The organism is Bacillus sp. jun7, assembly GCF_051034795.1.
Classification (GTDB): domain Bacteria; phylum Bacillota; class Bacilli; order Bacillales; family Bacillaceae; genus Bacillus; species Bacillus velezensis.
In genome coordinates, this window is record NZ_CP093219.1 from 1,625,723 (window position 1) to 1,641,373 (window position 15,651).

The 15,651-nt window shown below is 46.9% G+C and carries 13 protein-coding genes; 7 read left to right on the forward strand and 6 right to left on the reverse strand.

The features are described from left to right. Positions 1-202 precede the first annotated feature (202 nt). The 3 genes from MJQ52_RS07685 to MJQ52_RS07695 all read left to right on the forward strand — a co-directional run bounded on the left by MJQ52_RS07685 (position 203) and on the right by MJQ52_RS07695 (position 6,603). Complete coding sequence (locus MJQ52_RS07685) at positions 203-4,495, forward strand: multifunctional 2',3'-cyclic-nucleotide 2'-phosphodiesterase/3'-nucleotidase/5'-nucleotidase (protein ID WP_434181913.1); 4,293 nt, start codon at positions 203-205, stop codon at positions 4,493-4,495. 210 nt (positions 4,496-4,705) lie between these two features. Beyond that, positions 4,706-5,845, forward strand: a complete 1,140-nt coding sequence (locus MJQ52_RS07690; protein ID WP_096034920.1) for a YibE/F family protein — start codon at positions 4,706-4,708, stop codon at positions 5,843-5,845. Continuing rightward, the gene (locus MJQ52_RS07695) at positions 5,842-6,603 is read left to right on the forward strand and encodes a YibE/F family protein (protein WP_094247161.1); all 762 of its coding nucleotides are present in this window, start codon (positions 5,842-5,844) and stop codon (positions 6,601-6,603) included. The genes MJQ52_RS07690 and MJQ52_RS07695 overlap by 4 nt, the downstream gene beginning before the upstream one ends. 35 nt (positions 6,604-6,638) lie before the next feature. Here MJQ52_RS07695 and MJQ52_RS07700 read toward each other — a convergent pair whose 3' ends face one another. From MJQ52_RS07700 to treP, 4 genes are all read right to left on the reverse strand, one after another. Beyond that, complete coding sequence (locus tag MJQ52_RS07700; protein WP_146283723.1) at positions 6,639-7,304, reverse strand: NAD(P)H-dependent oxidoreductase; 666 nt, start codon at positions 7,302-7,304, stop codon at positions 6,639-6,641. 133 nt (positions 7,305-7,437) lie between these two features. Then, positions 7,438-8,154 (reverse strand): trehalose operon repressor, encoded by a 717-nt coding sequence (gene treR, locus MJQ52_RS07705; protein WP_146283724.1) that lies wholly within the window; start codon positions 8,152-8,154, stop codon positions 7,438-7,440. A 23-nt stretch (positions 8,155-8,177) separates the two neighbouring features. After that, positions 8,178-9,863, reverse strand: coding sequence for an alpha,alpha-phosphotrehalase (gene treC / locus MJQ52_RS07710; protein WP_191073296.1), 1,686 nt, complete (start codon positions 9,861-9,863; stop codon positions 8,178-8,180). A 75-nt stretch (positions 9,864-9,938) separates the two neighbouring features. Then, positions 9,939-11,354 carry a PTS system trehalose-specific EIIBC component gene (gene treP / locus MJQ52_RS07715; RefSeq protein WP_191073295.1) on the reverse strand — a complete coding sequence of 472 codons (1,416 nt, stop codon included), beginning with the start codon at positions 11,352-11,354 and terminating at the stop codon, positions 9,939-9,941. Positions 11,355-11,624: 270 nt separating this feature from the next. On the opposite strand from treP, the gene MJQ52_RS07720 reads away from it, so the two are divergent. The 3 genes from MJQ52_RS07720 to MJQ52_RS07730 are packed head-to-tail and all read left to right on the forward strand — an operon-like array spanning position 11,625 to position 12,589. Then, on the forward strand, positions 11,625-11,885 hold the full coding sequence (locus tag MJQ52_RS07720; RefSeq protein WP_007408496.1) for a spore germination protein: 261 nt from the start codon (positions 11,625-11,627) through the stop codon (positions 11,883-11,885). 14 nt (positions 11,886-11,899) lie between these two features. Then, positions 11,900-12,142 (forward strand): spore germination protein, encoded by a 243-nt coding sequence (locus tag MJQ52_RS07725; protein WP_003155595.1) that lies wholly within the window; start codon positions 11,900-11,902, stop codon positions 12,140-12,142. 15 nt (positions 12,143-12,157) lie between these two features. Further along, positions 12,158-12,589 (forward strand): Hsp20/alpha crystallin family protein, encoded by a 432-nt coding sequence (locus MJQ52_RS07730; protein ID WP_003155596.1) that lies wholly within the window; start codon positions 12,158-12,160, stop codon positions 12,587-12,589. A 9-nt stretch (positions 12,590-12,598) separates the two neighbouring features. Here the strand turns inward: MJQ52_RS07730 and MJQ52_RS07735 are convergent, their stop codons facing one another. Then, on the reverse strand, positions 12,599-12,976 hold the full coding sequence (locus MJQ52_RS07735; protein WP_007610033.1) for a DUF1992 domain-containing protein: 378 nt from the start codon (positions 12,974-12,976) through the stop codon (positions 12,599-12,601). 245 nt (positions 12,977-13,221) lie between these two features. Here MJQ52_RS07735 and MJQ52_RS07740 point away from each other — a divergent pair, with 245 nt between their 5' ends. After that, positions 13,222-15,159, forward strand: coding sequence for an LTA synthase family protein (locus MJQ52_RS07740; RefSeq protein WP_003155599.1), 1,938 nt, complete (start codon positions 13,222-13,224; stop codon positions 15,157-15,159). Between the two features lie 40 nt (positions 15,160-15,199). Here the strand turns inward: MJQ52_RS07740 and MJQ52_RS07745 are convergent, their stop codons facing one another. Then, entirely contained in the window at positions 15,200-15,643 is a 444-nt protein-coding gene (locus MJQ52_RS07745) for a YfmQ family protein (RefSeq protein WP_003155601.1), read from the reverse strand. Positions 15,644-15,651 lie beyond the last annotated feature (8 nt).

Genomic DNA, 15,651 nt, shown 5'->3' on the forward strand with positions numbered 1-15,651 from the left:
GATGAAGTCTACATAAATCCATGTACCCCAGCCACACTAACATCAAACATAGGTAACGCGTTTACCGCCCGCCTGTTTTACATAGGTCATTATCCTCATTTTTTATCTTTTTACAAGAATCATCATGAAATCTATATAAACTTTCACAAAATATTCTTACAATGGTACTGCATGACAAAATTTGTTGAAAGGTGGAGAACAGGTGAGAATACAGAAAAGACGATGCAGCGTCAATATGACACTCCGTATTCTGCTGCCCCTAGTTATGATACTTAGTCTAATCCTCCCAACATCACCCATTAAAGCAGAAGAAAACAAATCCTCCAGTGTGAATCTCAGCATTTTAGCCACAACTGACGTTCACGCTAACATGATGGACTACGATTACTACAGCGACAAACCGACAACGGAATTCGGACTGGCCAGAACGGCTCAGCTTATTGAGAAGCACAGGCGCGAAAACCCGAATACGCTGCTTGTCGATAACGGAGATCTGATTCAGGGCAATCCCCTCGGAGAATATGCCGTAAAATATGAGAAAAATGATATCATTTCAGGCGCAAAGACCCATCCGATCATTGAAGTGATGAACAGTCTGCATTATGACGCAGGAACACTCGGCAATCATGAATTTAATTACGGGCTTGAATTCCTGGACGGGACAATCAAAGGCGCTGATTATCCGATCGTTAACGCCAATGTGAAAACAGTAAGCGGCGAAAACCGTTATACGCCTTATGTCATAAAAGACAAAACCGTCACGGATGAAAACGGCGGCAAGCATCAGATAAAAGTCGGCTACATCGGCTTTGTTCCTCCTCAGATCATGACGTGGGATAAGAAAAATCTCGAAGGCCGCGTTCAGGTCGAGGACATTGTGGAATCCGCAAAGAAAACCGTTCCGAAAATGAAAGCTGAAGGTGCTGATATCGTCATCGCCCTCGCCCACAGCGGTATCGAAAAAAAAGCGCAGTCTTCCGGAGCGGAAAACGCCGTTTTTGACTTGGCAACGAAAGTCAGCGGAATTGACGCGATCGTATCCGGCCATCAGCACGGGCTTTTCCCTGATGCCGAATACAAAGGCGCTGCTCAATTCGACGTCGATAAAGGCACGATTAACGGCATCCCCGTTGTTATGTCAAGCAGCTGGGGCAAATATGCGGGCGTCATCGACCTTAGGCTTGAAAAAACAGACAGCGCGTGGCATGTGGAAGATGCAAAAGGAAGCATCGAGCCGATTGCCGGCAATGTGACTTCGGAAAACGAGACCGTCGTCAATACCGTCAAAAAAGCGCACGAAGGCACTTTAAAATACATCAGAGAACCCGTCGGCCAGACAAAAGCCGATATCAACAGTTTCTTCGCCCAAGTAAAAGATGATCCGTCCATTCAAATCGTAACGGATGCGCAAAAATGGTACGTCGAAAATAAGATGAAGGATACGGAGTACAAAGATCTGCCTATCCTCTCGGCGGGCGCCCCGTTTAAAGCCGGCGGGCGGAACGGCTCAAACTACTATACAAACATTTCCGCTGGCGACCTCGCCATCAAAAACATCGGCGATTTGTACCTGTATGACAACACGGTTCAGATCGTCAAGCTGAACGGAAGCGAAGTGAAAGACTGGCTCGAAATGTCCGCGGGGCAATTTAATCAGATCGATCAGGCAAAAGGCGGCAGCCAAGCGCTTTTAAATGACGCCTACCGCTCATACAATTTTGATGTCATTGACGGTGTCACCTATCAGGTCGATGTCACAAAACCGGCGAAATACAACGAAAACGGAACAGTCATTCATCCCGATGCAAGCCGGATCGTCAACCTTTCTTATCAAGGAAAGCCCGTCAGCGCCAAGCAGGAATTTCTGATCGTCACAAATAATTACCGCGCTTCAGGCGGCGGAGGATTCCCTCACTTAAGCAATGATAAAATCGTATACTCTTCTGCCGATGAGAACAGGCAGGTCTTAATGGATTACATCATCCAGCAGAAAACGATTAATCCGCAGGCTGATCATAACTGGTCCATCCTTCCGGTCAAAGGGACAAACCTGACATTTGAATCTTCCTTGGCCGCAAAGCCGTTTGCCGACCGCGCAGATGACGTCGCCTATATCGGTGAATCACAAAACGCGGGCTACGGACAGTACAAGCTCCAATTCAAAGATGATGAACCGGGCACAGATCCGCCGAAAGATGACGCATGGAAACTCACCGTTATGCATACTAATGACACGCACGCCCACCTTGATAACGCGGCGAGGCGGATGACGAAAATCAAAGAAATCAGAAGCGAAACCGACCGCAGCATTTTGCTGGATGCGGGAGACGTTTTCTCAGGCGATCTCTATTTCACAAAGTGGCAGGGGCTGGCTGATTTAAAATTGATGAACAGCATGGGCTACGACGCAATGACCTTCGGAAATCATGAGTTTGATAAAGGTCCGGGTGCTCTCGCCAGCTTCCTGAGCGGTAACGGGAGCGCGTCTGACCCGTCCGGAAAATACAATTTTCAAGCGCCTGACTTTCCGCTCGTCAGCTCAAATGTCGATGTGTCCAAAGAGTCAAAACTCAGACCATTCATGAAAAAAGCAGACACATTTACGGCAGGGAAAAAGAAAAAAGCAGGCATCTATCCATATATTCTGCTTGATGTAAACGGAGAAAAAGTCGCCGTGTTCGGCTTGACGACAGAAGATACGTCCGTCACATCAAGCCCGGGAAAAAGCATTGTCTTTCATGATGCCTTCCAATCCGCACAAGATACGGTAAAAGAAATACAGAACAAGGAACATGTCAATAAAATTATCGCCCTGACCCATATCGGGCATCAGCGTGATCTCGATCTCGCCAAAAAGGTAAAAGGCATCGACTTAATCGTCGGCGGACATACGCATACGCTTGTAGATAAAATGGAAATTGTCAAAAACGAAGAGCCGACCATCGTCGCCCAGGCAAAAGAATACGGCGAATATTTAGGCCGTGTCGATGTCGCATTTGACAAAAACGGCGTCGTCCTGCCGGAACAATCCTCTCTTCAAGCGCTGCCGGTGAATGAGCAGACGAAAGAAGACCCGGATCTGAAAAAAGAGCTTGATCCGTTTAAAAAAGAGCTCGTCTCAGTTAAAAATGAAAAAGTCGGTTCAACGAAGGTCGCACTTGACGGCCAGCGCGAGCATGTCCGCTCCAAAGAAACCAATCTCGGAAACTTCATCGCGGACGGCATGCTGCAAAAAGCGAAGGAAGCCGCCGGCGCCCAAATCGCGATTACAAACGGGGGCGGCATCCGCGCGGGCATTGATAAAGGAGACATCACCCTCGGCGACGTGCTGAATGTGATGCCGTTCGGCAACACGCTTTACGTCGCGGATTTAACCGGAAAACAGATCAAACAAGCCCTGGAACAAGGGTTAAGCGGAATTGAGGCTCAAGGCGGCGCCTTCCCTCAAGTTGCCGGTTTAACATACACGTTTACACTGAATAAAAAGCCGGGACACCGTGTTCTTCAAGCTGCGGCCGTACAGGATGACGGCAGTGTAAAGCCGATTTCTGATAAGAAGACATACAGAGTCGCCACCAGTAACTTTGTCGGTGAAGGCGGAGACGGATATTCCGTCTTTAACGAAGCGTCCCATAAAGAAGACCTTGGCTTTGCCGACTATGAGGTCTTCGTTGAGCAGCTTGAAAAAGCGGGAAAAGCGGTGGAACCGAAAGTTGACGGCCGCGCGCAGGAAGTGTACCTGCCGACAAAACAAAAAAACGGTTCGTGGACGCTTGAAGATGACAGCGCATTTGCCGTCTATGCCAAAAACGCCAACACGCCGATCGTGTATTACGATAAGAATGACGGCGCCAAAAAGCCGATTGATCTCAACGTGACCAAAAAACAAATCGGCCTGTTAAAGGACAGAACATCGGATTCTTCCCTTACGATCCTGCATGACAAGTTCAGCATGAAAATGCCGATGGCAAACGCCGCTTCAGCTGATACACGATTCGGCGTGGCGCCGAAAGGAAAAGTTAGCGGGGCGCTTTCAAATGTATACGACTTTACAATGAAGCAGAAAAACAAAGACATCAAAACATTCAATGCGCCGGTAAAGCTCACCCTGCGCATTGAGAATATGAAAAAGGCGAAACAGCCCGGCATTTATCATGTAGACCGGAAAAAGAACGTCTATACAAAAACAGACAACGGTTCGGTTTCACACGATCTCGTCACGGGCTATACAAATCATTTCAGTGAATACACCATATTAAACGCAAACACGAAGAGCGCGCCGCCGACAAGCGGAGATCACGGCTCCGGAAAGCAGCCAAGCGGACAAAAACCGTCATCCGGCCCTGCGCAGGACGGAGTATCGCCGGGCGGCCTGCTTCCTGATACGGCCACAACGATGTATTCCATCCTTCTTGCCGGGTTACTCATCAGCGCGCTCGGAACGGCACTGTATCTGTATCAAAGAAGAAAAGCAAAAAAAGTGAACGAAGCATAAAAAGACCGCTTTTATCAGGCGGTTCATCCCAAAAGCTCTCCTGATCTGATATCAGGAGAGCTTTTTCTGCCGGTCCCCCCTCTGAGTCGACAGCCGTATGGCCGAGTGATAAAATATGAACGTTATTCGCGAAAGACTGCATCCGCATCGTTCAACACTTCACGGCAGGGCCTCTCTTTCACACGGCGCCGCCTGTTTGGAGGACTTTTTTTGAAGATTACAGGAAACAAACGAAACCGCATGTCTTACAAGAAAAAGCTGTTATACGTGATAACAGCGCTTTGTTTTATCAGCTCGCTCATTTTTGTCACTCACAACGCTTCTTTTTATGAGCGGCCGATTGCCAAAGTGACGAAAACAACATTGGAACATCAGTCTGACGTACAGGACATGCATAAAAACAAAGATAAGATTTTCACTCAGACGATCACAGCCAGACTTGAAAACGGAAGTCAGAAAGGACAGCTCATTCATTTGTCCAATCAGTATTCTTTATCCGGAGCGAATGATCAGAAATATTCGATTGGCGATGAAGTATTCGTTTCTATTGATAAAGGGAAACCATCAAACAAAGATATATCGGGAAGCATTATAGATAAAAAACGGGATAAACAGATTTTGCTGATCGCTTGGGTTTTCATCTTCACCTTGCTTATCGTCGGCAAAAAACAAGGCTTCTTTTCGATCGTCAGCCTGATGTTTAACGCCGTTTTACTGTCGTTTGCATTAGATTTGTACAGGAAGCATCCTAATATAGGGTTAATTTTCATCTGCGGTATCTGTATTCTCATCTTTACTGTCATCTCATTGCTGCTTGTCAGCGGTTTTCACGCGAAAACATACGCCGCCATAGCCGCGACGCTCGCAGGCACGTTCGTTTCCCTGCTGATTACGTATCTGGTAATGCTGGCAACCGGAGAGAAAGGTCTCAGATATGAGGAAATGCAGTATTTAACCCGCCCTTATCACACGGTGTTTATGGCCGGGGTATTTATCGGATCACTGGGAGCGGTCATGGATGTGGCCATTACCATGACGTCATCTGTCTTCGGATTATATGAAGAAAACAAGGGTATCTCATTACAAGCTCTCAGACGTTCCGGGATGGAGATCGGAAAAGACATCATGGGGGCGATGACCAACATTCTGTTTTTTGCTTATATAAGCGGCTCTATTCCGATGATGCTTTTGTATTTGAAAAATGATTCCCCGATAGGATTCACTCTTTCTATGAACATTTCCTTGGAAATAGCCAGAGCATTGGCCGGGGGGATCGGAATTGTATTAACCATACCCGCCAGTCTGTATGCTTCTGTCTTTTTTATTAAACGAAAGAAGGCAAGCTCATGAATGTCATCGTAATTCTCGCGGCGATTTTATTTCTATTAATGGTCATTATCGGCGGAAAAAAAGGAGCGAGGTCTTTTATTGCGTTATTCTTAAATTTCGGGGTTCTCTTTCTCACCATTATTTTCATGACAGATCCGCATATCAATCCGATTGTTTTAACATTGCTCTCTTCCGCCGTGATTTGCAGCATTACTCTTTTTTATATTAATGGAGGAAACGTCAAAACCGTAACTGCCTTTATTTCTGCGATGCTGACCATTGCATTGCTGCTGTTTTTTATTATGGCCGTAACAAAACATACTTCGATTCAGGGATTCGGTGAAGAAGAATTGGGGGATATCGGCATATTCACACTGTTTGTCGGGGTGGATTTTGTAAAGGTTACCGCAGCTATGATCATCATGGGCACGATTGGGGCGATTACCGATGTCGCGATTTCCATTACTTCACCCATGCGGGAAATTTACAGTCATAATCCGTCCATGAGCAGAAAAGAACTGTACACATTCGGATTAAGCATCGGGAGAGATATTTTAGGAACGAATACGAATACGTTATTCTTTGCTTTTTTCGGCAGCTATTTGGCTTTAATTATCTGGTTTAAAGACTTATCATACTCAGCTGAAAAAATAGTGAACTCAAAAGTATTCAGTGCGGAAGCCGTCACCATTCTTTGCGCCGGAATCGGGATCGGCATCATCATTCCCGTTACGTCCTGGATCACCGCCTGTTTTTTAGCAAAACCAAATAAACATTAAAAGCTGCCGGGACACGCCCGGCAGCTTTTTTTATCTTATACCCACTTTACAACGTCTTTTGAGGCAGATCTTGTTTTCGGGCGCGGTTCTCTGACACGGTAGCCGAATGCGGCCATGACAGAGATGTCGAAACTTCCGTTTTCCAGAAGCCCTTCTTCTTCAAGAATCCGGTGGATCTCTTTGTAGTTGAAGCCTTCAACAGGGCAGGAATCGATGCCGATCTGCGCAGCGGCTGTCATCATATTGCCGAGGGCGATGTAAGTCTGTTTGGATGCCCAGTCAAACAGCGAGCGATCTGATTCAAGCAGATTGAAATCATTTTTCTGGAAGTCTTCCGTTTTGCTGATATAGCCTTCATACATATCTTCCGGCATTTTTTTGACTTCCCGCAAGTGGTTTTTGACATAGTCGGCGTCAAAACGGATATCCTTTGCCGTCCGGGCAAGCAGAAGTACGAAATGGCTTGCGGTCGGCAGCTGCTTTTGCGCCCCCCATGTGAACTCGCGGAGTTTTTCACGAAGCTCCGGATTTTGAACGACAACAAATTTCCAAGGCTCCAAACCGAGTGAGCTTGGGGATAATCTTCCCGTTTCTAAAATGAATTCAAAATCGCTTTCTGAAATTTTTTTCTCAGGATCAAATTCCTTTGTGGCGTGTCTGAATTGATACGCTTCGATGATCTGCTGTTTTTTATCTGACATTCATGATCTCTCCTTTTCATCTCGTTATGTACTATTGTAGCCATTATTTTTGAAAGTACCAGTACGCACATTTTTGTTGGATAGTATTCATTTTGATACTGACAAAAAAACGGGCTGCCGCGGCAGTCCGTTTTTATTTTTCTCTTCTCGCAAAGTCGACGAAACGGAATTTATCGAGCCTGTGCCGGCTTTCCGTATATTGGAAGAGGCTGGTATCCTCCAAAAAAACGCGGTTTTTCACGACCGCCATATGGCTGAACTCGCCGAGATCCAAATACTTCCGGTCTTCCTCCCCCGCCGGCTCCACGACAATTTCCTTTTGCGCGTAGCTGATGGACAGGCCGAGCTCTCCTTCGAGATACTCATAGATCGAATCTTCACAAATCGCCTTCGTTAATAGAGGCACATGTTTTTTCACAAAGTAATCCTTGTCCAAAATAATATGTTCTCCGTCAATCCGTCTTGATCTGACGACTTCCCACACCTTTTCATCCGCTTCTGTACCAAGCTCTTTTGCGGCTTCTGAGGGAGGCAGGATCAGCCCGAGACGGTGAACCTCCGTTCTCGTCTCTTTTCCGAGCGTTTCCGAAAGCTCCTTGAAGCTGATCAGGCCTGAGACGGGAAAGCGCATTTTTTCTCTGTCTAATATGACGGAGCCTTTGCCTTTGATTTTCTGGATGTAGCCGTTTTGCGCCAGCATATTGAGCGCTTTACGGACGGTTTCTCGTGATGTGCCGTATTGATCGCACAAATCATTTTCAGACGGAAGAACGTCTTCAGCCTTCCGCTGGCCGCTTTCGATCTGCCGCACCATATCTTTATAGATTGTGATATATTTATTCACTTTCATTCATGACCACCCAGATTAGTGTATCACGCTTTTGTCAGATGATAAACGATCGATTCATACGGACGGAGCGTCAATCGTTCCGGCCGCCCTTCCCTCGGTTCATCATTCGTCAGCAGCACCATAAACCGCCAGCCGTCCGTGTCTTTAAGCGGAACCGTAAAGTCCGCTTCTTTCCCGTAGAAGTTGTTGATGCACAGAAGTTTTTCATCCTTGCCGTGTCTGACGTACGCCAGAACCGCCGGATCATCTTCAGCAAGCAGCTCAAACGTTCCTTCAGTCACGATGTCATATTCCTTTCTGAGCTTGATGAGCTTCTGATAATGGTAGAAAATTGAATCCGGGTCCCGCAAAGCCGCTTCCGCGTTAATGTCCCGATAATCATCCGCCGCCGGAATCCAAGGCGTTCCCGTCGTGAAGCCGCCGTGCGGTCCGCTGTTCCATTGAACGGGGGTTCTTGCATTGTCTCTTGATTTCTCTTTTAAAATGGCGATAATGTCTTTTTCTGACACGCCTTCTTCCTTCATCTTTTTGTAAATGTTCAGTGATTCGACATCGCGGTATGAGCCGATGTCATCGAACTTCGGATTGCCCATGCCGATCTCCTCACCTTGATAAATGTAGGGCGTGCCCTGCATCATATGAATGGCCGCCGCCAGCATTTTGGCTGATTTCGTCCGGTATTCGCCGTCGTCTCCGTATCTGGATACAGCCCGCGGCTGGTCATGATTGCACCAGAATAATGCATTCCAGCCTCCGCCTTTTTGCATCTCCGTCTGCCAAAACGCTAAAATCCGTTTCAGCTTCAGAAAATCAAACGGAGCGAGCGCCCATTTTTCACCATTCGGATAATCCACTTTTAAATGATGAAAGTTAAAGGTCATATCGAGTTCTTTATTTTCAGGGTTTGTGTACCGGATGCAGTGGTCAGCCGTTGTCGAGGACATTTCACCGACCGTCATGCTGTCATATTTCGAAAACACTTCCCGGTTCATCTCATGAAGAAATTCGTGCACGCGCGGCCCGTCCGTATAATAAGGGCGTCCGTCACGGCCATCCTCGGCATCAGGAAACGATTGGTCTTTAGAAATGAGGTTGATCACATCCAGCCGGAAACCGTCGATCCCTTTTCGGAACCAAAAATGCATCATGTCGTAAACCTGTTTTCTCATCTCTTCATTTTCCCAGTTCAAATCGGCCTGCGACACATCGAATAAATGCAGATAGTGCTGGCCTGACGCCGGGTCGAGCTCCCAAGCGGAACCGCCGAATTTTGATTCCCAGTTGTTCGGCGCCCGGCCGTCTTCCTTTCCGTCTTTCCAAATGTAAAAATCCCGATACGGACTGTCGGGTGACGAGACCGCTTCTTTGAACCATCGATGCTCGACTGATGTATGGTTTACGACAAGATCCATGACGACCTTGATTCCTCTTTTGTGCGCTTCATCAAGAAGGCGTTCAAAATCCTCCATCGTTCCGTATTCTTCATAAATGGTGCAGTAATCGCGAATGTCATAACCGTTGTCATTCTGCGGCGAATCGTAAATCGGCGTAAGCCAAATGACATCAATCAAAAGCTTCTGCAAATAATCAAGCTTCTCGATAATACCGTTCAGATCACCGATCCCGTTTCCCGTCGTATCATTAAAGCTCTTCGGATAAATTTGATATACCGCTGCCTTTTTCCACCATGGTGTGCTGTCTGTTTTCATTTTTCTTCACCGCCTGTATTGTTTTGAATGGAAAGGGAAAAGGGACAGCCTGTTAGAAGGCGCCCCGCAGGTTTTCTATTTTTGCCGTTTCAGCCGCGCATACCCGTATGTTCCCGCAAACGGGAGAATCAGCACAATCAGCATTCCGATCGCAAACGGACCCCAGTACCGGCTCATAATGGAGAAGATCCCCGGCACGCCGCCGACTCCGACCGAGCTTGCGAGAACGCCTTTGACGGAGATGAACATCCCCGCGATCCCCGAACTGATCATAGCGATCACAAACGGAAATTTGTAACGCAGATTCACGCCGAAAATCGCCGGCTCTGTAATGCCCAAATATGCGGAAATGCCGGCCGTCAGTGAAAGCCCCCGCTGTTTTTTATCTTTTGTAATGAGCATCATGGCCAGAGCCGCCGATCCTTGAGCGATATTTGATAATGCGAGCATCGGCCATAAAAATGTGCCGCCGAGCTTTGATCCGATTAATTGAAGATCGACCGCGAGAAACGTATGATGCATCCCCGTGATCACAAGCGCCGAATACAGCCCTCCGTACAGCAGGCCTCCGATGGCGGAGAATTGGCCGAAAACGGCAATCAATCCCGCCGTCAGCGCGTTACCGATCGCAAAGGTGATCGGACCGATGATAACAAAGGATAGAAAACCGATGACCAAAAGCGTCACCGGCGCGACGACCAACAGCTGAATGCCCTCCGGCGTCCGTTTCGTCAAAAAGAGCTCAAGCCTGGCAAGTAAATAAGACGCCAGCAGAATCGGGAGCACCTGACCTTGATACCCAACTTTCTGCACCTCAAGGCCGAACAAGTTCCACACCGGAATATCGCCGCTCTGCTCGGCGGCCCCGTAGCCCCATGCGTTTAACAGATCAGGATGCACCAGCATCAGCCCGAGCACGATGCCCAAAAGCGGGCTTCCTCCGAACCGCTTCACTGCCGACCAGCCGATTAAAGCCGGCAGAAAAGCGAAGGCCGTCCCCGCGATCAGATTAATCATATTGGCAAGATCCGCCCATTGCGGATACACTTGAACAATCGATTTCGTGCTGTAAAAAATGCCTTCCGCCGTTAAGATATTGTTCAGACCCATTAACAGCCCGGCCGTGACGATCGCCGGCAAGATCGGAATAAAGATGTCCGCAAGCGTTTTCACAGCACGCTGTAAAGGATTCATGTTTTGCGCTGCCGCCTTCTTCACGTCATCCTTGGACGCTTCACCGATACCCGTTTCCTTCACTAATTCCGCATATACTTTGTTGACCGTCCCCTGCCCGATCACGACTTGAAACTGCCCGTTTACCGCAAAAGATCCTTTAACAATGTCTATTGCATCAAGCATTTTTTGGTTTACCTTGGTTTCATCTATTAATGCAAACCGCAAACGCGTCACACAATGAGTCGCCGCCTCAATATTTTCGATTCCGCCGACAGCTTCAGCGATCTGCCTCGCAGCCCGGTTAAACTCACCCATGCCAACCCCTCCGTAACCGTTTTCATTTCGTCTCAAAAACTTGTATATACATGTTTATGACTCTATTGTAATGATGTATATACATGTCGTCAATCTATTTTTATAGCGCTTTCATCACAAATATACTGCGAAAGACCCTGAAACAAAAAAAGCCCCGCCGGAACCGGGCCTTAACTTCTTGTTTGGTCGGGAACATGTCCGGGCGGAATTCACAACAGGAGCACAAAAAGCATACAGTACTGTACAACTAAGTTAAAGAGGTGTGAAGAGATGCCATCCACTGTTATCAACCTGTACTATTTGAAGATTAACAGTATTTCTGGCAACGGATCTATTACGATTGGGGAAGCGGCATACAACAGTCCCACCACAAATAACAAATCACAAGGACTGAACTCTTCATTCGGCGATACGTCACCTATAGAATCGATGATGGAGAACTTGTTAAATGATCCTGATGTCAACGACCAGACAGCCATCGGAACCGCAGATACCGCAAATATTACGCCGGTGCCGCCCATTATAGATTAAAGGGGTTTTTATGAATGCCTTACCAAATTAACGTCGTCAATATAAAAGTAAACGGAGCAACGCAAAACGGAAACGTCGATATCGGTCAGACCGTACAAAACAGCCACACCGCCAACAGCAAATTTGTCGGCGCAAACTTTTCTTTAGGGGATTTTTCGCCGGCCGCCGGATGTTTGAATTCGGGCCATCTTGACCCTGACGTGAGCGATCAGGATCAGATCGCCAACCCGTCAATGCCGATCGCAAATCAAATATAGGGAGGTTCTGCCGAAGTGGATATCGAAAAAATGAGAAAGTGGCTTGAGATTACGAACGAGCACAAGCCCAGCGACTTTTGGACCAATGTCCTGAAACGGAAATCTCCCGAAGATTTTTTCTCCTTACAAAAAAACACCCTGACTTATGATATTTATCAGGATGAACAGCACACATTTGTCATTGTGGAAATGCCCGGCGTTTACGAAGAAGAATTGACATTGAGGCTGCTGTCAAGAACACGGCTGCATATAAGAGGAAACATCACACCCCTTTTTCCGAAGAACATGGGCGTCTGCCAAAACCGGTATTACGGGGAAATCGATGAGACGATTGAGCTTCCTGAACCGGCTGAGCCCCACCTGTTACAGGCGCAGTGCGTAAACGGCCTGCTCCACATTTCCTACCCGCGCCTTATGGAGCACATTCCTTTTCAGAAAAAAATATAAAGAGCCGGCTTACGGGCGGCCCAGCCGTCTGTACACTTTCTCCTTATAATGAGAAGATGCGGGTTTTGAGAACATGGCTTTCTCCTCCGTCAGTTTGTCGAGTCTGACTTGTTTTTCCGTCCGTTTGTTCCGCAGGTGATCCCGCTCCTGTTCATTGCGGCACTTGGCGATCAAATAATCGAGCGTCATCAGCTCTTTCTTCAGCGCGCCCTCATCCTCGGCGATCCCGGCGTTTTTTAATATGCGGTAGCCCATTCTGAGCGACTCCGGAAGATGTGCGGCATCGTCTTTCGGCAGGGGCTTTCCCATTCCTTTGATGCCGGCGAACTCTCCATCCTTAATGGCGCGCTTGATTTTATCTTCAGCCACGATATGGGCAATATCCATCACTGTTCACCTCTTTTTTCAATAGAACCGGGTGTGATCATACGGAAATTCACATCCCAGTTTGTGCCATTTGTGTTTTTTAAAGCTGTCATTCAACAGATGAACCGCTGTTGCGACAGCGTTTTTCGCCCTTTTTCCGATGAGCCTTTTCCACCTTTTCTATTTGCTGGTTTCATGGTATATTGATTACGTTCGTTTTTTCTATCGTTCCGTGTAAACCGTGATCGGAAAAAAGGAGTGTAACAATGAAAACATTTATAAAAGAAAGAGGACTTGCCTTCTTCTTGATAGCGGTCGTGTTATTGTGGGTGAAAACATATGTCGCTTATATTTTAAACTTTAACCTCGGCATAGACAACACGATCCAGAAAATATTGCTTTTTGTGAATCCGCTGAGCTCCAGCTTGTTCTTTCTTGGATTTGGGCTTCTTTTCAAGAAGAAATTACAGCAGACAGCCATTATTGTGATTCATTTTTTATTGTCTTTTTTGCTTTTTGCAAACATCGTCTATTATAGATTCTTTAATGATTTCATTACCATCCCGGTCATGATGCAGGCAAAGACAAACGGCGGCCAGCTCGGAGACAGCGCGTTCTCGTTAATGAGATGGACAGACGCCTTCTACTTCCTGGATACCGTCATTTTGATTATTTTGGCCCTTAAGATGAAAAAACCGGCTGAAAAACCGGCGAAGAAATCATTCAGAATCGTTTTGGCTTCCGCCGTGCTTGTGTTCCTGATCAACCTCGCCGTCGCGGAATCAGACCGTCCTGAGCTTTTGACACGCTCATTTGACCGAAACTATCTGGTGAAATACCTGGGCACGTACAACTTTACGATTTACGATGCCGTGCAGAATGTGAAATCAAACAGCCAGCGCGCGCTTGCCGATTCAAGCGATGTAACGGATGTGGAAAACTATATGAAGGCCAACTATGACGTGCCGAATAACGTCTACTTCGGAAAAGCCGAAGGAAAAAACGTCATCTACGTCTCATTAGAGTCTCTGCAGTCCTTTATCATTGATTACAAAATTAACGGCAAGGAAGTGACGCCGTTTTTAAACAAACTGGCGCACGATAATCAAACATTCTACTTTGATAACTTTTTCCACCAAACGGGACAAGGTAAAACATCTGATGCGGAATTTATGATGGAGAACTCTCTGTACCCGCTTTCGCAAGGTTCGGTTTTCGTCAATAAAGCGCAAAACACGCTGCAGTCCGTTCCTGCGATCTTAAAAGGCAAAAAGTACACATCTGCCGCTTTCCACGGAAATACGCAGACTTTCTGGAACCGTAACGAAATGTACAAATCGGAAGGCATCGATAAGTTTTTCGATTCCGCTTATTATGACATGAGCGAAGAAAACACGAAAAACTACGGCATGAAAGACAAACCGTATTTCAAAGAATCCATGCCGCTCTTAAAGAGCCTGCCGCAGCCGTTCTATACGAAGTTCATTACGCTGTCCAACCACTTCCCGTTCGGAATGGATAAAGAAGACACGGACTTCCCGGCGGGAGACTTTGGCGATTCAGTCGTCAATAATTACTTCCAGTCCGCGAACTATCTGGATGAATCAATTGAACAGTTCTTTAATGACCTGAAAAAAGACGGCCTGTACGATAAGTCGATTATCGTGATGTACGGAGACCACTACGGCATCTCCGAAAACCATAATAAAGCGATGGCGAAAGTGCTCGGCAAAGATGAGATCACTGAATACGACAATGCCCAGCTTCAGCGGGTGCCGCTCTTTATCCACGCTCCCGGCGTGAAAGGCGGCCGCAATCATAAATTTGCCGGTGAAGTCGATGTCGCGCCGACCGTTCTTCATCTGCTCGGCGTCGATACGAAAGATTATCTCATGTCAGGTTCTGATATCTTATCGAAAGAGCACAGAGAAGTCATTCCGTTCCGTAACGGAGACTTCATCTCGCCGAACTATACGAAAGTGTCCGGCAAGTATTACGATACGAAAACCGGAAGACTTTTAGATGATTCAGAAGTCGACAAAAAAGAAGACTCTCTCGTCAAGACCGAGCTTGAAATGTCTGATAAGATCATCAACGGCGATCTGCTTCGTTTCTATCAGCCGAAAGGCTTCAAGAAAGTGGATCCGTCACAATTCGATTATACGAAGCGTGAAGATTCCTCAGCAGACGATCAAAAAGAATAAACAAAAGCCAGATCATTGATATGATCTGGCTTTTTTATGTTCAGCTCCCGGCGGCGGCCATAGTGCGCTTTTGCAGGCTGTCGGAAAGAACTGAATAAGCGACGACTTTCTTTTTCTGCTGTTTGACGACATCTACATGATCTTCGTAGCTGTATACAAACACCGTCACATCTTTTTTTCCTTTTCTCGTCTTAATGACAAGCGGATCGGCTCCGTTTTGCGGATGAAGATAACGCTCTTCATCCCCTGGGTATATATAATGCCGTTCGATAAACACGGCTTCGTTAAAATCATCAATCACCCGTCGTTTGTCTTCGCCTTCCAGACGTTTTCCGCCGAGGGAAACGGCAGCGGACTCGTCACTGAGCTTTGAATGGGTTTCAAACTTGCGGAGGATCCATTCCACCGCTCCGGTAGGAAGGCATGTCAGCACAATCTTAATCAGGCTTATGACAACAATTGAAACAACTGCAATCCATGTCACCTTACATC

Bases quoted from the DNA above. Each gene is read 5' to 3' on its own strand.
- MJQ52_RS07725 (WP_003155595.1), top strand. From the start codon at position 11,900: ATGCCTTACCAAATTAACGTCGTCAATATAAAAGTAAACGGAGCAACG.
- MJQ52_RS07700 (WP_146283723.1), bottom strand. From the start codon at position 7,304: ATGTCAGATAAAAAACAGCAGATCATCGAAGCGTATCAATTCAGACAC.
- treP (WP_191073295.1), bottom strand. From the start codon at position 11,354: ATGGGTGAGTTTAACCGGGCTGCGAGGCAGATCGCTGAAGCTGTCGGC.
- treR (WP_146283724.1), bottom strand. From the start codon at position 8,154: ATGAAAGTGAATAAATATATCACAATCTATAAAGATATGGTGCGGCAG.
- MJQ52_RS07735 (WP_007610033.1), bottom strand. From the start codon at position 12,976: ATGGATATTGCCCATATCGTGGCTGAAGATAAAATCAAGCGCGCCATT.
- MJQ52_RS07720 (WP_007408496.1), top strand. From the start codon at position 11,625: ATGCCATCCACTGTTATCAACCTGTACTATTTGAAGATTAACAGTATT.
- MJQ52_RS07740 (WP_003155599.1), top strand. From the start codon at position 13,222: ATGAAAACATTTATAAAAGAAAGAGGACTTGCCTTCTTCTTGATAGCG.
- treC (WP_191073296.1), bottom strand. From the start codon at position 9,863: ATGAAAACAGACAGCACACCATGGTGGAAAAAGGCAGCGGTATATCAA.
- MJQ52_RS07695 (WP_094247161.1), top strand. From the start codon at position 5,842: ATGAATGTCATCGTAATTCTCGCGGCGATTTTATTTCTATTAATGGTC.